Source organism: Nocardia sp. NPDC058518, from assembly GCF_042719655.1.
In the GTDB taxonomy this organism is placed as follows: domain Bacteria; phylum Actinomycetota; class Actinomycetes; order Mycobacteriales; family Mycobacteriaceae; genus Nocardia.
The window spans coordinates 45,296-60,471 of sequence record NZ_JBHXNJ010000034.1 but is presented as its reverse complement, the minus strand read 5'-3'; the positions used below and the strand labels follow the sequence as shown (position 1 = coordinate 60,471).

The 15,176-nt window shown below is 68.5% G+C and carries 13 protein-coding genes and 1 pseudogene; 8 read left to right on the top strand and 6 right to left on the bottom strand.

The window, feature by feature from the left end; translation table 11 throughout:
- Positions 1-356 precede the first annotated feature (356 nt).
- Entirely contained in the window at positions 357-1,373 is a 1,017-nt protein-coding gene (gene sepH, locus ACFWPX_RS34850) for a septation protein SepH (RefSeq protein ID WP_378932729.1), read from the top strand.
- A gap of 147 nt (positions 1,374-1,520) precedes the next feature.
- On the top strand, positions 1,521-2,258 hold the full coding sequence (locus ACFWPX_RS34845; RefSeq protein ID WP_378932726.1) for a DUF6928 family protein: 738 nt from the start codon (positions 1,521-1,523) through the stop codon (positions 2,256-2,258).
- Positions 2,259-2,262: 4 nt separating this feature from the next.
- On the opposite strand, the gene ACFWPX_RS34840 is transcribed toward ACFWPX_RS34845, so the two are convergent.
- Both ACFWPX_RS34840 and ACFWPX_RS34835 read right to left on the bottom strand, forming a co-directional pair.
- Entirely contained in the window at positions 2,263-2,562 is a 300-nt protein-coding gene (locus ACFWPX_RS34840; protein WP_378914003.1) for a DUF2537 domain-containing protein, read from the bottom strand.
- Entirely contained in the window at positions 2,559-3,362 is an 804-nt protein-coding gene (locus ACFWPX_RS34835; protein ID WP_378932723.1) for a TrmH family RNA methyltransferase, read from the bottom strand. Before ACFWPX_RS34835 ends, ACFWPX_RS34840 begins: the two co-directional genes overlap by 4 nt.
- A 25-nt stretch (positions 3,363-3,387) precedes the next feature.
- On the opposite strand from ACFWPX_RS34835, the gene ACFWPX_RS34830 reads away from it, so the two are divergent.
- Positions 3,388-3,789: a YccF domain-containing protein gene (locus ACFWPX_RS34830; protein WP_378932719.1), complete on the top strand. Its 402-nt coding sequence runs from the start codon at positions 3,388-3,390 to the stop codon at positions 3,787-3,789.
- Here ACFWPX_RS34830 and ACFWPX_RS34825 read toward each other — a convergent pair whose 3' ends face one another.
- Positions 3,790-4,227 carry a MarR family winged helix-turn-helix transcriptional regulator gene (locus ACFWPX_RS34825; RefSeq protein WP_378914000.1) on the bottom strand — a complete coding sequence of 146 codons (438 nt, stop codon included), beginning with the start codon at positions 4,225-4,227 and terminating at the stop codon, positions 3,790-3,792. It lies immediately after the preceding gene.
- A 62-nt stretch (positions 4,228-4,289) separates the two neighbouring features.
- Here ACFWPX_RS34825 and ACFWPX_RS34820 point away from each other — a divergent pair, with 62 nt between their 5' ends.
- Positions 4,290-4,550, top strand: a complete 261-nt coding sequence (locus tag ACFWPX_RS34820) for a DUF2530 domain-containing protein (RefSeq protein WP_378913999.1) — start codon at positions 4,290-4,292, stop codon at positions 4,548-4,550.
- Here the strand turns inward: ACFWPX_RS34820 and ACFWPX_RS34815 are convergent.
- Positions 4,547-6,571, bottom strand: a complete 2,025-nt coding sequence (locus ACFWPX_RS34815; RefSeq protein ID WP_378932714.1) for a neutral/alkaline ceramidase — start codon at positions 6,569-6,571, stop codon at positions 4,547-4,549. The two genes, ACFWPX_RS34820 and ACFWPX_RS34815, sit on opposite strands and share 4 nt — an antisense overlap.
- On the opposite strand from ACFWPX_RS34815, the gene ACFWPX_RS34810 reads away from it, so the two are divergent.
- Entirely contained in the window at positions 6,507-7,316 is an 810-nt protein-coding gene (locus ACFWPX_RS34810; RefSeq protein WP_378932711.1) for a TetR/AcrR family transcriptional regulator, read from the top strand. The genes ACFWPX_RS34815 and ACFWPX_RS34810 overlap by 65 nt on opposite strands.
- Before the next feature lie 32 nt (positions 7,317-7,348).
- Here ACFWPX_RS34810 and ACFWPX_RS34805 read toward each other — a convergent pair whose 3' ends face one another.
- Both ACFWPX_RS34805 and ACFWPX_RS34800 read right to left on the bottom strand, forming a co-directional pair.
- Entirely contained in the window at positions 7,349-10,438 is a 3,090-nt protein-coding gene (locus tag ACFWPX_RS34805) for a sacsin N-terminal ATP-binding-like domain-containing protein (protein ID WP_378932743.1), read from the bottom strand.
- Between the two features lie 521 nt (positions 10,439-10,959).
- Positions 10,960-11,952 (bottom strand): annotated as a pseudogene (locus tag ACFWPX_RS34800) (DUF3027 domain-containing protein); the annotation flags it as partial.
- A gap of 8 nt (positions 11,953-11,960) precedes the next feature.
- Between ACFWPX_RS34800 and ACFWPX_RS34795 the strand changes: the two are divergent.
- The 3 genes from ACFWPX_RS34795 to ACFWPX_RS34785 all read left to right on the top strand — a co-directional run bounded on the left by ACFWPX_RS34795 (position 11,961) and on the right by ACFWPX_RS34785 (position 15,171).
- Positions 11,961-12,737, top strand: coding sequence for a glutaminyl-peptide cyclotransferase (locus ACFWPX_RS34795; RefSeq protein ID WP_378932708.1), 777 nt, complete (start codon positions 11,961-11,963; stop codon positions 12,735-12,737).
- 68 nt (positions 12,738-12,805) lie between these two features.
- Positions 12,806-14,644 (top strand): MFS transporter, encoded by a 1,839-nt coding sequence (locus ACFWPX_RS34790; RefSeq protein WP_378932705.1) that lies wholly within the window; start codon positions 12,806-12,808, stop codon positions 14,642-14,644.
- A complete protein-coding gene (locus ACFWPX_RS34785; protein WP_378913993.1) occupies positions 14,641-15,171 on the top strand; it encodes a DUF2771 domain-containing protein in 531 nt (176 codons plus the stop codon). The genes ACFWPX_RS34790 and ACFWPX_RS34785 overlap by 4 nt, the downstream gene beginning before the upstream one ends.
- Positions 15,172-15,176 lie beyond the last annotated feature (5 nt).

Genomic DNA, 15,176 nt, shown 5'->3' with positions numbered 1-15,176 from the left:
TCTTTGCTTGTTGTGTTTTTGGTTTTCTGTTTTCTCAACACCCCCACCCCCGCGGGGGGGGGGCTCGCCCTCTAGTGGGGCCCCCCCCCCCCCCCCCGGCCCTTCTTTGTCTCACAGTGCACACATTCGCAATATTCGCCGAGTTTTGACAGATCTCGGTACCGAGATTTGATGTTGATCTATCACCAAAACGCCTGCACACAAGCGGAATTCGTGTGGTGAGCCGCTCAGATTAGCCCCCTGGGCAGCCAAGGCGTGCGATTTAAGTCGTGCGTGTCTGCTGCGGCGGCCAAGTAATGTGCACTACTGTCTAGGAAAGTGGGCGGTGTCGTAGCCGACGCGATAGGGAGGTAACGGTGCGTGAACTTCGAGTGATCGGGGTGACGCCCGACTCCACGCACATCGTGTGCAGCGACACCGAGTCCGGTACCAAGTTCCGGTTGCCCGCCGATGACAAGCTCCGCGCGGCGGCGCGCGGCGACCTCGCACGATTCGGCCAGATCGAGATCGAAACGGAGGCGACTATGCGTCCTCGCGATATCCAGGCCCGTATTCGCGCTGGAGCGTCCGTCGAGCAGGTCACGGCAGAGTCCGGGATGCCGGAATCCAAAGTCGAACGATTCGCCTACCCCGTATTGCTCGAGCGTGCTCGCGCCGCCGAATTGGCGCAGAAGGCGCACCCGGTGCGCCCCGACGGTCCCTCGGTGGAAACGCTGCACGAGATCGTCACCGCTGCCTTCGCCGAGCGCGGCCACACCATCGAACAGGCCGAGTGGGATGCCTGGAAAGACGAAAAGGGTTTCTGGGTCGCCCAATTGCAGTGGCGGCACGGGCACTCCGAGATCGCGGCGCACTGGCGCTACCAGCCCGACGCGCACGGCGGCTCGGTGTCCGGTCTCGACGATCCGGCCAACGACCTGATCGATCCCGACTTCGGCCGCGCGCTGCGTGGGCTGGCGACGATCCTGCCGACGCCGGTTCCGGCCGCCTCGCCGGTGATCGAACCGCCGACGCCGGTGGAGCCGCGTCCGCGCGAGCAGATCGCCGCACCGGCCGCCCGTCCGCAGAGTCGTCCGGCGCCGAACGTGGACGAGTACTACGAGCAGCGTCAGGTCGCGGCAGGCGGTGGGACGGCGGCGATTCCGGCCGCACCCATCCCCACGGCACCGATTCCCGCAGCGCCGAAGCCTGCTGCCCCGGCACCCGCTGTTCCCGCGGCGCCGAGCCAGCCCGCGGCACAGCAGGACAAGCCCGCTGCCGAGGAACCGGCCGCGGAGAAGCCCGCACCGAAGCCCGCGCGAACCAAGCGGGGCAAGGCACCTATGCCGTCATGGGAAGACGTCCTGTTGGGCGTCCGCAGCTCCGGAAACTGACGAACGCCGAGCAGTCGCGAGTACATGGGTAACTCACCGGGCACGAGCTGACATATCACCGACCAGACAGTCGGCCGCCGATGTGACGGAATTTCCGACTGGGTCTGGCTTGATACGCGGAGTGGCGGACCAGATGGGAGGTGGCTGATGTCTGCGGCTTCTTCGATCTGGTACGTCGATACTCCTGATCCTGTCTCGGTGCTGACCGGAAGCGTTGAGTCCGATCCCGTCGCGGCGGCCGCGTTGGCCGGGCAGCTGTATCCGGACCATGATGTTCGGCCGCATATGGTCGGGACGCTGAGTGGTTGTGCCGCTCCGGATCGGGACGAGGTCTATATCGGGTGCTATTCCGGGTTGACCGTGGTGTGCACAGCCGAGGCCGCCCTGGTTCATCCGACGAAGCTGCCCGATCTGCTGGTGCGCCCGCTCGCTTCCGAGCACACCTATCTCGTGTCCTACGACTCGAAACTGCACTGGGGCGCGTTCGCGCATTGGGAGCGTGGCGAGTTCCGGCGGTCGTTCAGTTCCACCAGGGTGGACATTCTCGAGAACGAGGGTCTGCCGATGGTGTGGGAGCGGACGTTCTGGGCGGGTGAGCATCCGGTGCCGTGGCGGGGTGAGGATCATCCCGAACCGCAATCGCTGCCGTTCGATCCGCCGGATTTCGCCGACGCCGCCAATGCCGAATGGCTCGGCTTTCGCTACCTGACCCCGGCAGCTCCCGGCCGACTCGCGCCCGGCGATCTCGCGGTCTGCGGTTTCACGCTGTACCCGAAAGGCCAGGCGCCCGAACAGAAGCAAGTGCTGGTGGGTCGCCCCGGTGCGGCGACGCGGCGTAGGCGCGGGCTACTCGGATGGCTGCGCGGTGTCGATCGGGTGGTGTGAGCCCTCAGCTGATCTCGTCGATGATCACGGCGATCCAGCCGAGCACCACCGCCGCGGCCGCACCGGCCAGCACCCACCGCACCACCGGCGTGAACCGCCACCGCCAGGCCGTCGGCGCCACCCCCACCGCGGCCACCACGTTCACCGCGATCGCCAGCAGTGGATTGACCGCGGCCAGCGCGCATCCGAAGGCATACACCGCGACCCCGCCGAGCAGCGCGACCAGCACCACAACGGTGCCGCCCGCCGCCCACGGCACCGAATCCGCTTGCGCCCGATACGGTCCCTCGCATTCCTGGCTCATGAGGTGCGCACACGTTCGTAGAACGCCATCGCCGCGGCGGTCGCGACATTGAGCGAATCGGTACCGGGCGACATCGGGATGCGGGCGCGAACATCGGTGGCGCGCATGGCTTCTTCGGTCAAGCCGGGCCCTTCGGCGCCGAGCAGCAGCGCCACCCGCTCCCCCGTCATCGCCGTCGCCAGATTCACCGCTTCTGGATTCGGCGTCAGCGCGATGACCTGGAAACCTTTGTTCCGCACAAGGTCCAGGCTCTCCGGCCACTGCGGCAATTGCGCGAACGGCACCCGGAGCACATGTCCCATCGATACCCGTACCGCCCGCCGATAGAGCGGATCGGCACACCGATCGCCGAACAGCACCGCGTCGGCACCGAGCCCCGCGGCATTGCGGAACATCGAACCGAGGTTCTCGTGATCGTTGACGCCTTCCAGGACCGCCACCGTGCGCGCACCGTCGAGTACCTCGTCGACGGTGAGCTCGGCCGGACGCGGCGCGACGGCGAGTACCCCGCGGTTGAGATGAAAGCCGACTACCTCCGCCATCACCTCCGCGCTCGCGCGGTAGTACGGCAGGTCCCGATCGGCGAGATCGCCGGCGAGTGTCTCGAAGCGTTTCCCGACGCCGAGCAGGGCGCTCGGCGCGAAACGGGAGTCGAGCATCCGCTGCACGACCACCACACCCTCGGCGATGACCAGGCCTTTTCGGCCCGGCAGGTCCGGCCTACGGTCGGCATTGGACAGGTCACGGAAGTCGTCGACGCGCGGGTCGGTGGGGTCGTCGATATCGATCACTTCGGCCACCGGCTAATCCTGGCATGCTGGAAGCATGAAGATTGTCCAGTTGATCTTGAACGTGCTCTGGGTGGTGCTGTGCGGGTTCTGGATGGCGCTGGGGTACCTACTCGCGGCACTGATCTGTTTCATTCTGATCGTCACCATCCCGTTCGGGATCGCCTCACTACGGCTGGCCGGGTACGTGCTCTGGCCGTTCGGCCGCACGGTGGTCGACAAACCGAGCGCGGGCGCGGGCTCGTTGATCGGCAACGTGATCTGGTTCGTGTTCGCGGGTTGGTGGCTGGCGCTCGGCCATGTGTTCACCAGCATCGCGCTCGCGGTGACGATCATCGGCCTGCCGTTCGCCTGGGCGAATCTCAAGCTGGTGCCACTGTCGCTGTTCCCGCTCGGCCATGACGTGGTGTCGGCCGATGCGGTGCGGCAATCGGGCTGATCACTCCGATTCGGCGACGATCTGGTTCATGATGCCGACGGCTTCCCCGAGCACCGCGATCTGCTCGGGGCGCAGGCCGGCGAGCTGACCGGTCATCCATACCTCGCGGGCATTGGTCTCGTCGGCGATCAGCGCGCGACCGGCGGACGAGAGCGAAACGATGATCTGTCTGCCATCGGTCGGGTGCGGGCGGCGTTGGACCAGGTCCAGGTCGGAAAGCGAGGCGATGACGCGGGTCATCGACGGTGGTTGCACGCGTTCTTTGCCCGCCAGCGCGCCGGGCGTCATCGCGCCATCACGAGCCAGCGTCGCCAGAGCCGACAGCTGAGTAAGCGAGATCTGCGCGTCGGTACGGCGCCCGCGCAGGTGTCTCGTGAGCCGCACGACGGCCAGTGAAAGGTCACCGGCCAGGGCACGGACGTCCGATGGCGTTGTCACAGTGCAGAACTCTACGGTAAATCCGGCTGTGCTGACGGGTTTCACACGGCTACTGTTTGGGTATGGATGCCGGACCTGTCAGTCCCGAGATACCTCAACTGCCCCGAATCCTGGTCGACCCGCGCCCTGTTGTGCTGGGCGGCTTCGCCCTGTGGGCTATCGCGACCGTGGTCGTGTGGATGAACGATAGCTGGGCCGATGCCCGCCTTGTGTGCCTGATGGGGCTCGTTGTCGGCGTGCTGGGTTCGTCGATCTTCCTCTTGCAGCGGCGTTCCGCGCGGCGTGGGGACAAGGGTGCTCAGGTAGGGCTCGACACCGACTAGGTCACCTCGAATTCGTCGCTGGTTCCGGTGATGGGGCGCAGCGTGCCGTCAGCGCCCAAGGCGTCGGCGTAGTGCACGAACCGGTGCGCACCGGGTTCGGCCGTCGTGGGGATGTCCCAGGTGAAGCGCGCGATCGAGACCGCGGCGCCCTCTTTACGCCAGTGGAAGCGGACGTCCCATTCGCCTTCGTTGGCTACCCGCGCCCAGCCCGCCGCGGTCTTTCGCTGCACGTGCAGGAAGGTGTCGCCGCGGCGCGGATTGTGTTTCGGGTGGGCCGAGACGAATTCGACGGCCGCCTGTTCGCCGCGTCCACACGATGACGGCTGGATCAGGACATCACCGAAGCCACGGCCCTGCGGGGTCGCGTCGGGCCCTGGCGCGGCGGCGAAGTTCGGCTGTAGCGCCGAGACATCGCGCGGTGCCGGGCCGCGCCCGACCGTCTGCCCTGAGGCGAACGCCTCCGCCAGCCTTGTGAATTCCTGCACATACCCACACAGCGTGTAGCGGCCGAACAAGGTCGAGGCGCCCTCGTACTGCTGCGCGTCGTATTCCTCAGGGGTGGTGACGTATTCGTGGTAGCTGTTCGAATAGCCCTGTAGCAGCACCTGTTCCAGCTCGACGCCGAGCACCGCCGCCACCGCGCGCCGCACGCGCAGCCCGGCCACGATCGTGAATTCCGCGCCCGCGGCGGCCAGATACAGGTCGCCGATGCGAATCAGCTGGATCGGCACCACATTCGGCACCCACGGCACCGGCGGCATCAGCCCGAGCGGGGCGAAGATCGCTTTGGGGGCCTGGGCGTCGGCGAGCCACGCGGGGTGCGGTTGGTCGATGCCGCCGAGGAAGTCGACCATCGGGTTGCGCACGCCTTCGGGGATCGGGCCGCCGGGCAGGCCGGGGCCGTCCTCGACGCTGCCCGCCGCCAGGGAGACCCCGGCCGCGGCCGGGGAGGTGCGGCGCGGGGCGCCGTCGGGGGTGAAGCGGCCGTCGATCGTGAGCGCGGCGAGGTCGATGTAGCACAGCATCGAAGCGACCTCGGCCTGCTGCACGGTGCCCTGCGCCGCGGCCTCTTTCGCCGCGTTGTGCTGGCGTTCGCCGAGGATCCTGGTGTTGTCGAACTCGTTGTCGGTCGGTCCGTGGCCGGGCCGGAGCTCGAGGTTGGGCGACATGTCACCGGCATTGGTCTGCGCGAACGCTGCGATGAAATCGGCGCCGTCGAGGTGGCGGACGCCGTGTTCGAGGTGTTCGGCGGCGTAGCTGGCGTAGCCCTTGTTGTCGGAGCTGATCAGGCGGTTCGCGTTGGTCATCGAGGTGTTGTGGGTGGCGAACCAGGTGAGCGCACCGACCTGACGGCCTTTTCTCGCGAACACCAGCGTGGTGACCGCAGGGTCGATCGCGTCGGGAAAGACCGTGCGATCGGCTGCCGGATTGCGGTCGAAGGCCACGCGCGAGCGGTTCACGCTGGCGTCGTGCAGCTGGGCGCGGCCGAGGGAGATGGCACCCGGCGCGAAGTCCGCGTCGGCCGCGACGATCGCCTCCACGATCCCGTCGACCTCGGCGTCGAAGACCTGTTGCTGAAATCCCAGCGTCGCCAGCGTGTAGGCGTAGTCGTGCGCGGAACCACCACAACTCGCGTGGGTGTGCGTGGAGGTGAGTACGACATTTCGTTCGGAATACCGATCACCGAAACGGCGTGCGAGTGCGAGCAGCACCGCGCCGTGTACCGAGCCGAACACCGCGCCATTCTCCACCGCGACGAACGCGATCCGATTTCCGCGCGCACCGATCACGAACGCACGAGCACGCGGGCGCAGATGAATTCCCGCTGTGGTCTGTTCGAGTTGGGAGTAGCCCATCATCCCGCATTCCGCGGCCGGGCCCGTGAGGTCGGCGATACCGAGCCCGAATTCGAATCCATCCGGATTCGCATGCGCCACCGGCATTCCCATACTCGAGATGACGGGCAGCGCTGTGGCACTCAGTGCCGAGGCAGCGAGCATCGTGCGGCGGGACAGGGACATCGGGCGACTCCTTCGCGACTTCCATGTCGGAGACAACCACATCAACTGGTCAAATGTCCAGGATTTTCTGGCGGACCGGCGAATTGACTGTTCGTGGCGTGAGCGCTTAACTCGCACAGTGTCCTCCCGATTGAGCGTCGAAGAACGACGAGCCCACCTGATCGAGGCAGCGATCGGTCTCGCCGAGAAAAAGGGCGTGGCGGGCGTGACCACGCGTGATGTCGCCCAAGCGGCGGGCGTCTCGCTAGGTGTGGTGCATTACTGTTTCGAAAACAAGGACGCGCTGATGACCGAGCTGGTCAAAGCGCTGTCAATGGAATTGCGAGATTCCGTCGAGGCCGATGAATCGACATGGGAAGACGCCGGAACAGGAATAGAAGCGCTTCAGAAATTGGTGCGCCGCGCTTTGGAACTGATGTGGCGCAACATCGAAGCCACTCCCGAACGGCAGTTGCTGACCTACGAGACCACCACCTACGCGTTGCGCGAGGGTGAGTCGACGCCGGCCAAGCTGGCGATCGCGCGCGAGCAGTACGGGTTCAACGACAGCACCATCGCCGATGTGATCGATCATTGCCGCGAGGTGACCGAAACGCAGTGGAACACGCCGGTGACGACGCTGAGCCGGTTCGTGCTCAATGTGATCGACGGGATTGTGCTGCGGTGGCTGGTCGATGACGACAGTGAGTCCGTGCAGGCTCAGCTCGACCTGCTCGCCGAGATGATCACCGCCCACGCGGCATAGGTCCGCGCGGCGCCTCTCACCGCGCTTTCGGACTAGCCTCGCGGCACCTGCACGTGGACGACGTCGCCTTCGCACCACCACGGCACGTGGACGGTGCCCGAGATCGCACCGCGCAGATGCACTTCGAGGGTCTCGTGCACGACCAGTTCGCCGGTGACGTCCTGCGGGGACCACAGCTGGCGCAGCACCACACCCAGCGGTTCCGCGGCCCAGGTGCTTCGGCGGCCGGTGCCGAGCACCTCGGCGCTGATCTCCTCCGAGACCAGCGGTAGGTCCAGCAGGGTGGCCAGTGCCTCGGCGTGTGCCGTGTCGCCGACGACGAGGCGCGCCGGGGGGACGACCAGACCGAAACAGGGCTGGTCGAGGACCATGACGGTGCTCACGTCGACGACATCGCCGGACAAAGCGCGGACCTGCTCGGGGAGATCGAGTTCGCGCGGGTCGAGAACGCCTGCCGCGACCGCGGCGGCCAGGCGGGCATTGGTTCGGGCGATCATCTCGGGGGCAGGGGTTTTCGACGGATCGGCCAGTGCGTCGAGGAGTTCCTCGGCCAGCGCGGCGGACATGACGTCGGGGCGCACGAGAACGGGACGCAAGGTGTCGAGGTCGGTGCCCTCGATGCCGATCGCCGCGAAAACCGGTAGGAGCCCGGCGAATTCGTTGTCGTCGGGATGGTGGAGCCTGCCCAGCGGAATGCCGTCGATGTGGGCGTGACGGTGCAGCCACCAGGTGGTGTAGCCGTCGCGATCGGCGAGCAGCGCGCGGGTGCGTGGCTCGGACAGCAAGTGGCGCAAGGCTTGCGGCCAGCGGTCTTCGTCGACCAGGTCCAGATCGCGGACCGCTGTGAGCTCGCGTGGATCGTCGGAAAGGCTGTTCCACCAGGACTGTTCGTCGTCGAGGTCGTGGTCGGGCCCGATCGGCTCCGGATCGGTGAGGATCGCGAAACCCCAGCCGACACCGATCGCTCGCAAGGCTTGCTCGCCGTATTCGGCGACCGCGGTGTCGGCGATGGTGCCGAAGGGTGAGTCCGCGGCCAGGATGTCGGCCAGCGGGGCTCCGGGGAGCAGGAGTTCGTCGGCCGGGCGGAGTTCGCCGGTGTCGTCGGGCAGTTCGAGGAGGCCGAGCCAGTCCGGCAGCGAGTCGGCGGAGGCGAAAGGTGCCAGCTGGAGGACGGCGGCGACGGTGTCCGGGTCGGCCGGATCGTGCTCGAGCAGGTCGCGCAGGGCTGGATCGGTGAGCAGGTCGTCCGAACTCGCGCTGCGGGCCCCCAGCCGACCGAGGAGCGGGTGGGTGGCGTCCGGGTGGACCAGGCGAGCCCAGTGCACCGGCACCGCCACGGTGAGCTGATCATCGAGCACCACGGTCCGCGGCCCGGTGACCAACCGCCCGTCGGTCAGCGGCACGGCCAGCGCGCCGAATTCCTCGGCGGTCCTGGTGTCGACAACGAACGGTTCCAGGGTGGCGTAGAACCGCCGCCACCACCGTGGTTCGCGTTCCAGTCCGCTCGACAGGTCGGCCAGGGCAGCGGGCCCGAGCCGATGGACATCGAGGACCGCCAGCTTGTCCTGACCGGCGCGGCCGGACAGCTCCGGAATCACCAGTGGCCCGGTGATCTCGGCCAGAATCGCCGCCAATTCCGGTGTGAGATCGGGAAATACGCTCGCCCGGGTCGGCGTGCTACATGGCAAGTCCGCTCCGGCCTGCCCGTAGGTGGCCGACTCCGCCGACGCGAAAGGGTCGCCGTACGGCGCGGATTCACCCAGCCCGAATGTCGTGGCGTGGGTGTCGCTACCGGCCGATTCGGATTCGTCGGCTGCGAGGAGATCCATGAGGTCTGCGACCGGCGCGGATTCACCGGGACCGACGGGGGCGGCGAGGCCGTGTGTGTCGCCGCCGGGCACTGCCGATTCGTCAGTCGCGCCGGGTCCATCGCCCGGTGTGGGTTCCATGGGGTCGAACGCGTCTGCTGGTTCGGTGTTGCGAGTGGCACAGACCGGGAGCCAGGGGTTGGTGCGAAGCTCGGTGATCAGGGCTTCGCGGAGGATCGCGTCGGCCTCGCTGCGGGCGAAGCCGGGGGTGGGGACCAGGACGAGGCGGTCTCGGGGCGGGAGCGCACGGGCGAAATCCGCGTAACCCGTTGCCAATTCGGTGAGGCGGGCGCCGGGGAGGAGGCGGCGGCGATCGGGTTGCATGGGGATGTCGGCGACCAGGATCGCGGGGAGGGAGAGTTCCTCGTCGGAGCGGGTGGGGGCGCGCAGGATGTCCGGGGCGGTGGCGGTGGGGCGGCCGTCTCGAAGCGGGAGTAGCCAGCGGGCCCTGGGCGTGCGGTACTGCCACCACGTTCGGCGTGCTCCGGAAGGGAGGGCGATTACCAGCTGGGACAAGGTGCCGGTCTCATCGGCCGCGGCTTCAGCGGGTTGCGGGTTGGTGGCGAGGATGGTTATCGCGCTGGTGAATTCGTCGTTTTCGATTCGGATGCGCTGTAGGGCAGGCAGTTCCATCAGGAGGTCGGGGGCCTCGGCGCGCATGGCGTCGAGGAGTGCTTCGGGGTCGATGTCGTCGCGGAGGTGGACGACGATCTCGGTGTCGGTGCCCGCGAGCGGGGTGGTCGGCACCGGCCAGGCCAGTCGCAGGACCGGGGGTGCGATCGCGGCCAGGTCTTCGGGGACGCCTATGCCGGTGTCGTGCAGGGCGTTCAGCGTCGCCATGCGGGAGAAGCGGATGGATCCGGTCGTGGAGCGGATCTCGATCTCGTCGCCGACGGCGCGCACCGCGGTGAAGCCGACACCGAAGCGGCCGACCTGCGTGGTGTCGGCCTTTCCGGAGGCACGCAGTGCCGTCAACGCGTGCACACCGGAAACACTCAGTGGCGCACCGGTATTCGCGACGTGCAAGCGCCCGTCGAGCACCCGCACGATCAGCGCACCCTCGACACCGGCCTTCGCCGCGGCGTCGGCCGCGTTCTGCGCGAGCTCGGTGAGCAACCGATCCCGGTAGCCCGCGGCCACCAGATCCGCCTCACTGGCACTGTCCTCCCGCAACCGCGTCGGCGAATCCCGCCACGCCGCGAGTGCTCCGGCCCGCAGCTGCGCGGTACCGAACGGGTCCCCCGCTCCGTTCAGCGCGACACCGACGATCCGTGCTCACTGACACCAGCGGACTCCGCGGCATCGCCTTCCGTGGGCGCATCGGCACTCACGTCCGCCTGCTCGCTGACCGTGGCGGTCTCCGCCATGCCCGAAGCAGCGTCGGCGTCCGCCACGACCTCAGCGGTCGGCTCGGCGTCGGCGGTCGGCTCGTTGTCAGCGGTCGGCTCGACTTCTGCAGTCGGCTCGACCTCAGCGGTCGGCTCGACTTCTGCAGTCGGCTCGACCTCTACAGTCGGCTCGACCTCGGCGGTCGGCTCGACCCCAGCAGCCGGCTCGACGTCGGCGTCAGGCGCGGCATCGATGGCGCGGTCGGTCGCGACAGCCTCAGCGGTAACCTCGGCAACCGGCGCGATCTCGGCCGTGACGACCTCTTCGGCCGACTCCGGCAGCGCACCCTCGGCGAGCGCCGAACGCTCGGCCGCCACCGCGGCGACTGCTTCCGCCTCGGCGGTCTCCTGCTGATCGCCCGCCTGCTCTGCCGCGGCCACGCCGACCTCGGTCAACGTGTCAGCGGAACTCTGCTCGGTCGCGGACTCGGAGGCCGAGGTGGCCGGGTCGGCGATCGTTTCAGCGGTGACCTCGACGACCTCGATCGCCGGGTCGGTGGTCGTCTCGGCGACGACCTCCACGACCACCGTGGCGGGGTCGGCGTGCTCAGCCGCGGCATCGTCGACCACCGGTGCCTGGTCGTCGGCGGGTGCGGCCTTGTCGATCGCCTCCTCGACCGCGGGCCGGACGATCTCGACGAAATCCACCGCGTGGTCGTCGAAGGCCTCGTACAGGGGCGAACCGTTGCCGCTGGGGGCGACCACGTCGGAGTGCGCGCCGCAGCCGTAGGCGACGTGGACAACGTGCCCGTCGGCGCCCATCGCATTGCCGCAGACGCCGAAGGACTCGCGCAGGGCGCCGGCCAACGGCAGGTAGAAGCCGCACAAACCACAGGTCGACGGGGCGGCCTTGGCCATTTCGGTGTCGGGACCGAACTCGGTGAACCAGCGCTCGGCGGCATCGGCGCGGCCTTCGACGCTGAGCACCTGCACGCGGCCGAGGCCGACCTCGCGGGCCACCTCGTCGATCACCGGATCGCCCGTGGCCACGTAGCCGGGGACGAGGCGGGGGTCGTCGGTGGGCGCGGCGAGCAGGTCGCCGGGGCCGAGGTCGCCGGGGCGGACCCGCTGGTCCCACGGGATGAAATCGGGGGCGATCAGGGCGTCGAGGGCAGGCAGCAACGCCGACTCGCTGACCGTCGCGTGGTCGGCGCCGGGGGGCGCGGCGACGACGACGGCCCACTGCCAGCCGCGGTAGCCGGGCAGGGTCGCCTCGAACCGGTGGGTGGCCGCGGTGTCGTCCTCGGCGCTCACCCCCAGATGGACTCCTACCCCGTCGGGTTCCAACGCGACGAGCGCACGACGTGCGACCTCGGCCGCGTCGGCCAGAACGGGACGCACGCCGGACTCCGAAACAGATACTGCGCTCACGGCATACATTTTGCCGTATGAAGTGCAATCGCAGTTCGTTGGCCGTCGCAGTGCTGGTCAGTGTGCTCGGCGCGGGGGCTTGTGGCGGACCCGGCGAGCCCGGACCGCCGCGCTTGCGAGTCGAGGTGATCGGCTCGTCACCGCACGATCCGAAGGCCTTCACCCAGGGCCTGGAAGTGGTCGACGGCGTCCGCTACGAGAGCACCGGAATGTGGGGCGTGTCGACCGCGCGGGCCGCCGACCAGCGCACGGGCGCCGAAACCGCTCGTGTCGACCTGCCTGGCCGGGTGTTCGGCGAGGGCATGACCAGGGCGGGCGCGATCGTCTGGCAGCTGACCTGGAAGGACGGCTTCGCCATCGCCCGCGACCCGGTGACCCTCGCCGAAACCGGTCGCGCCGACTACGCGGGTGAGGGCTGGGGTTTGTGCGCGCAGCCACACCGGCTGGTGATGAGCGACGGCACCGGCACGCTCACCTTCCGCGACCCGGTGACCTTCGCGCAGACCGGTTCGGTGACCCTGTCCGGCTACGGCGATCCGAAGCCGAACGAGCTCGACTGCGCCGAAGACGGCACGGTCTACGCGAACAACTACCCGACGGACGAAATACTGCACATCGATCCCCAGACCGGCCGGATTCTCGCCGTCATCGAGGCGGGCGGGCTGCTCACGCCCGCCGAACGAGCGGGCGCCGATGTGCTCAACGGCATCGCTCACCTGCCCGGCACCGATCGGTTCCTGCTGACCGGAAAGTACTGGCCGCGCATTTTCGAAGTGCGGTTCGTCGGGAAATAACAGGGTGTGGCCGACATTGCCGCGGCGCGAGTGAACACGCACAGCCCGAGTGCGACAGAATTGGACTTGTGACGACGCCCCGCGATCCATCCGGTCCCGACCGTGGTCGCCGGGACGGTACCGCCGCCGATCCGCACCCCGGCTACGGCCAGTACCCGCCGCGCGCGCCGCGCAAGGTCTTCCCCCGGCCCGAACGGCCGCTGCCCGCCGAGCCGCCGACAGTCCGGTCGAAAAGCCTGTTCCACCGCAACCGCCCCGTCGATCCCGCCGCGCCGACCACCCCGGTGCCGAACGCGGGGCAGGCCAGGCGCCCACCGGACCCTCGCGACGAGCATCCGAAACGCCGACCGATCCCGCCGCGCGACGAGCCCGCACCACCTCGCGATGAGTATCCGGTTCCAGGCCGCGACGACCTCGGTCCCGAAGGCACCCGCCCCTTCCCTCGCGACGAGGGCGCCGACGACCCGGTCAACCAGCGCGTCCCCCGCAAACTCACCGTCACCCGGGTAGCCGCCATGCGCAGCCGTGAACTCACCGAACGCGGCATCGCCACCTTCCAGCGCGCCGCCAAGGCCGACGGCGCCGATCAGTCCGGCCTGACCGCGCTCACCTACGCCACCATGGCGAACTTCGCGCTCGACGCCGCGATCGCCGTGGCCCTGGCCAACACCCTGTTCTTCGCCAGCGCCACCGCCGAATCCAAGACCAAGGTGGCCCTGTACCTGCTGATCACCATCGCCCCGTTCGCGCTGATCGCGCCCCTGATCGGCCCGCTGCTCGACCGGCTGCAACGCGGTCGCAGGCTGGCGCTGGCGACGACCTTCGCCCTGCGTGTGGGTTTCGCGCTGCTGTTGATCTTCAATATCGACACCTGGGGCCTGTATCCCCTTGCCCTGTGCATGATGGTCGGCTCGAAATCCTTCGCGGTCCTCAAGAGCGCGGTGACTCCGCGCGTGCTGCCACCGGATATCGACCTGGTGCGCACCAATTCCCGGCTGACCGTCTTCGGGCTGGTCGGCGGCACCATCGGCGCGGGCGCGCTGGCCGCACTCGCCGCCCTGATCGCCGGTTCCACCGGCGCGCTGATCTTCGCCATCGGCATCGCCATCGCGGGCGCGTATCTCAGCTTGCGCATCCCGCGCTGGGTCGAGGTGACCGAGGGCGAGGTCCCCGCGACGCTGACCTATCACGGCCCCGACGCCCATACCGAGGTCATCGAACGCGGCCAGGAATCCTCGGTGCCGCCGCGGAAACGGCGTCAGCCACTCGGCCGCGCCGTGGTCACCGGCCTATGGGGCAACAGTTCGATTCGCGTGCTCACCGGCTTCCTCACCTTCTACATCGCCTTCGTCGCCAAGGGTTCGGGCGGCAGTCCCACCGAACAGGCGGCGATGCTCGGTCTGGTCGGCGCGGCGGCGGGCATCGGCAACTTCGGCGGCAACGCGACCGGCGCCCGACTGCAACTGGGCAGGCCGTCGCCGGTGGTACTCGGCTGCACCGGCGCGTGCGCGGTGGTCGCGCTGTTCGCGGCGTTCACCGGAAACCTGTTCGGCGCGGCGGTGGCCGCGCTGGTGGCCTCGGCGGCCAGCGCGCTCGCGAAGGTATCCCTCGACGCCGCCATCCAGGACGACCTGCCCCCGGAGTCGATCGCGTCCGGCTTCGGCCGCTCGGAGACCGTGCTGCAACTGAGCTGGGTCATCGGCGGGGCGGCCGGTGTGCTGATGCCGACGGAGTACTGGAAGGGTTTCGCGTTGATCAGCGTGATCCTGCTGGCCGGACTGTTGCAGACTTTCGTCAGCTACACCGGGCACTCGCTGCTGCCGGGTCTGGGCGGCAATCGCCCCCAGCACGTCGAGCAGGAAGTGCCAAGCACCCATCCGAGAGGGACAGGAGACCCCACCTGGTGAGCAAGCTCAACGCTCGAACGATCGTCGCGCTGGTCGCGGCCGGACTGTTCGCTGTCGTCGCGGTGACCGCGGTGTGGGTGGGGGTGGCGGTATCGAAGGCGCCCGCGCACAACCCGCAGCTCACCGCGTACGCGAACGGCACGACGATCACCGTCGACCCGTTCATGTACTGCACGGTGCGGATGGAGGAATGCCGGTACGGCGAGACCGCGCCGCTGGAGGTCCCCGCCGGTGCACCGGTGCAGCTCTCGCTGCCCGACGCGGTCTCCGAATCACCCTGGCTCATCCAGCTGATCTACCAGCGCCCCAGCGGCGAACAGCTGGACCGGGTCCTCAGCTTCGCCGATTACCCCGAGCGCGCAAGGGCCCTCACCATCGAGTCGCAGCCCGAACCCGACCTGCGCCTGATCGGCATCGAGGTACAGCTGCCGATCCTGGCCCGCGATATCGCCACCGGCCGCGAAACCTATGTCCCGCACGCCGCGTGGTCGATCGTCACCCCGGAGCCGGCGCCTCGCGAGTCCTGAGCCAT

Bases quoted from the DNA above. Each gene is read 5' to 3' on its own strand.
- ACFWPX_RS34810 (WP_378932711.1), top strand. From the start codon at position 6,507: ATGACGGGCAGCGCTGTGGCACTCAGTGCCGAGGCAGCGAGCATCGTG.
- ACFWPX_RS34845 (WP_378932726.1), top strand. From the start codon at position 1,521: ATGTCTGCGGCTTCTTCGATCTGGTACGTCGATACTCCTGATCCTGTC.
- ACFWPX_RS34830 (WP_378932719.1), top strand. From the start codon at position 3,388: ATGAAGATTGTCCAGTTGATCTTGAACGTGCTCTGGGTGGTGCTGTGC.
- ACFWPX_RS34815 (WP_378932714.1), bottom strand. From the start codon at position 6,571: ATGTCCCTGTCCCGCCGCACGATGCTCGCTGCCTCGGCACTGAGTGCC.
- ACFWPX_RS34820 (WP_378913999.1), top strand. From the start codon at position 4,290: ATGGATGCCGGACCTGTCAGTCCCGAGATACCTCAACTGCCCCGAATC.
- ACFWPX_RS34795 (WP_378932708.1), top strand. From the start codon at position 11,961: ATGAAGTGCAATCGCAGTTCGTTGGCCGTCGCAGTGCTGGTCAGTGTG.
- ACFWPX_RS34840 (WP_378914003.1), bottom strand. From the start codon at position 2,562: ATGAGCCAGGAATGCGAGGGACCGTATCGGGCGCAAGCGGATTCGGTG.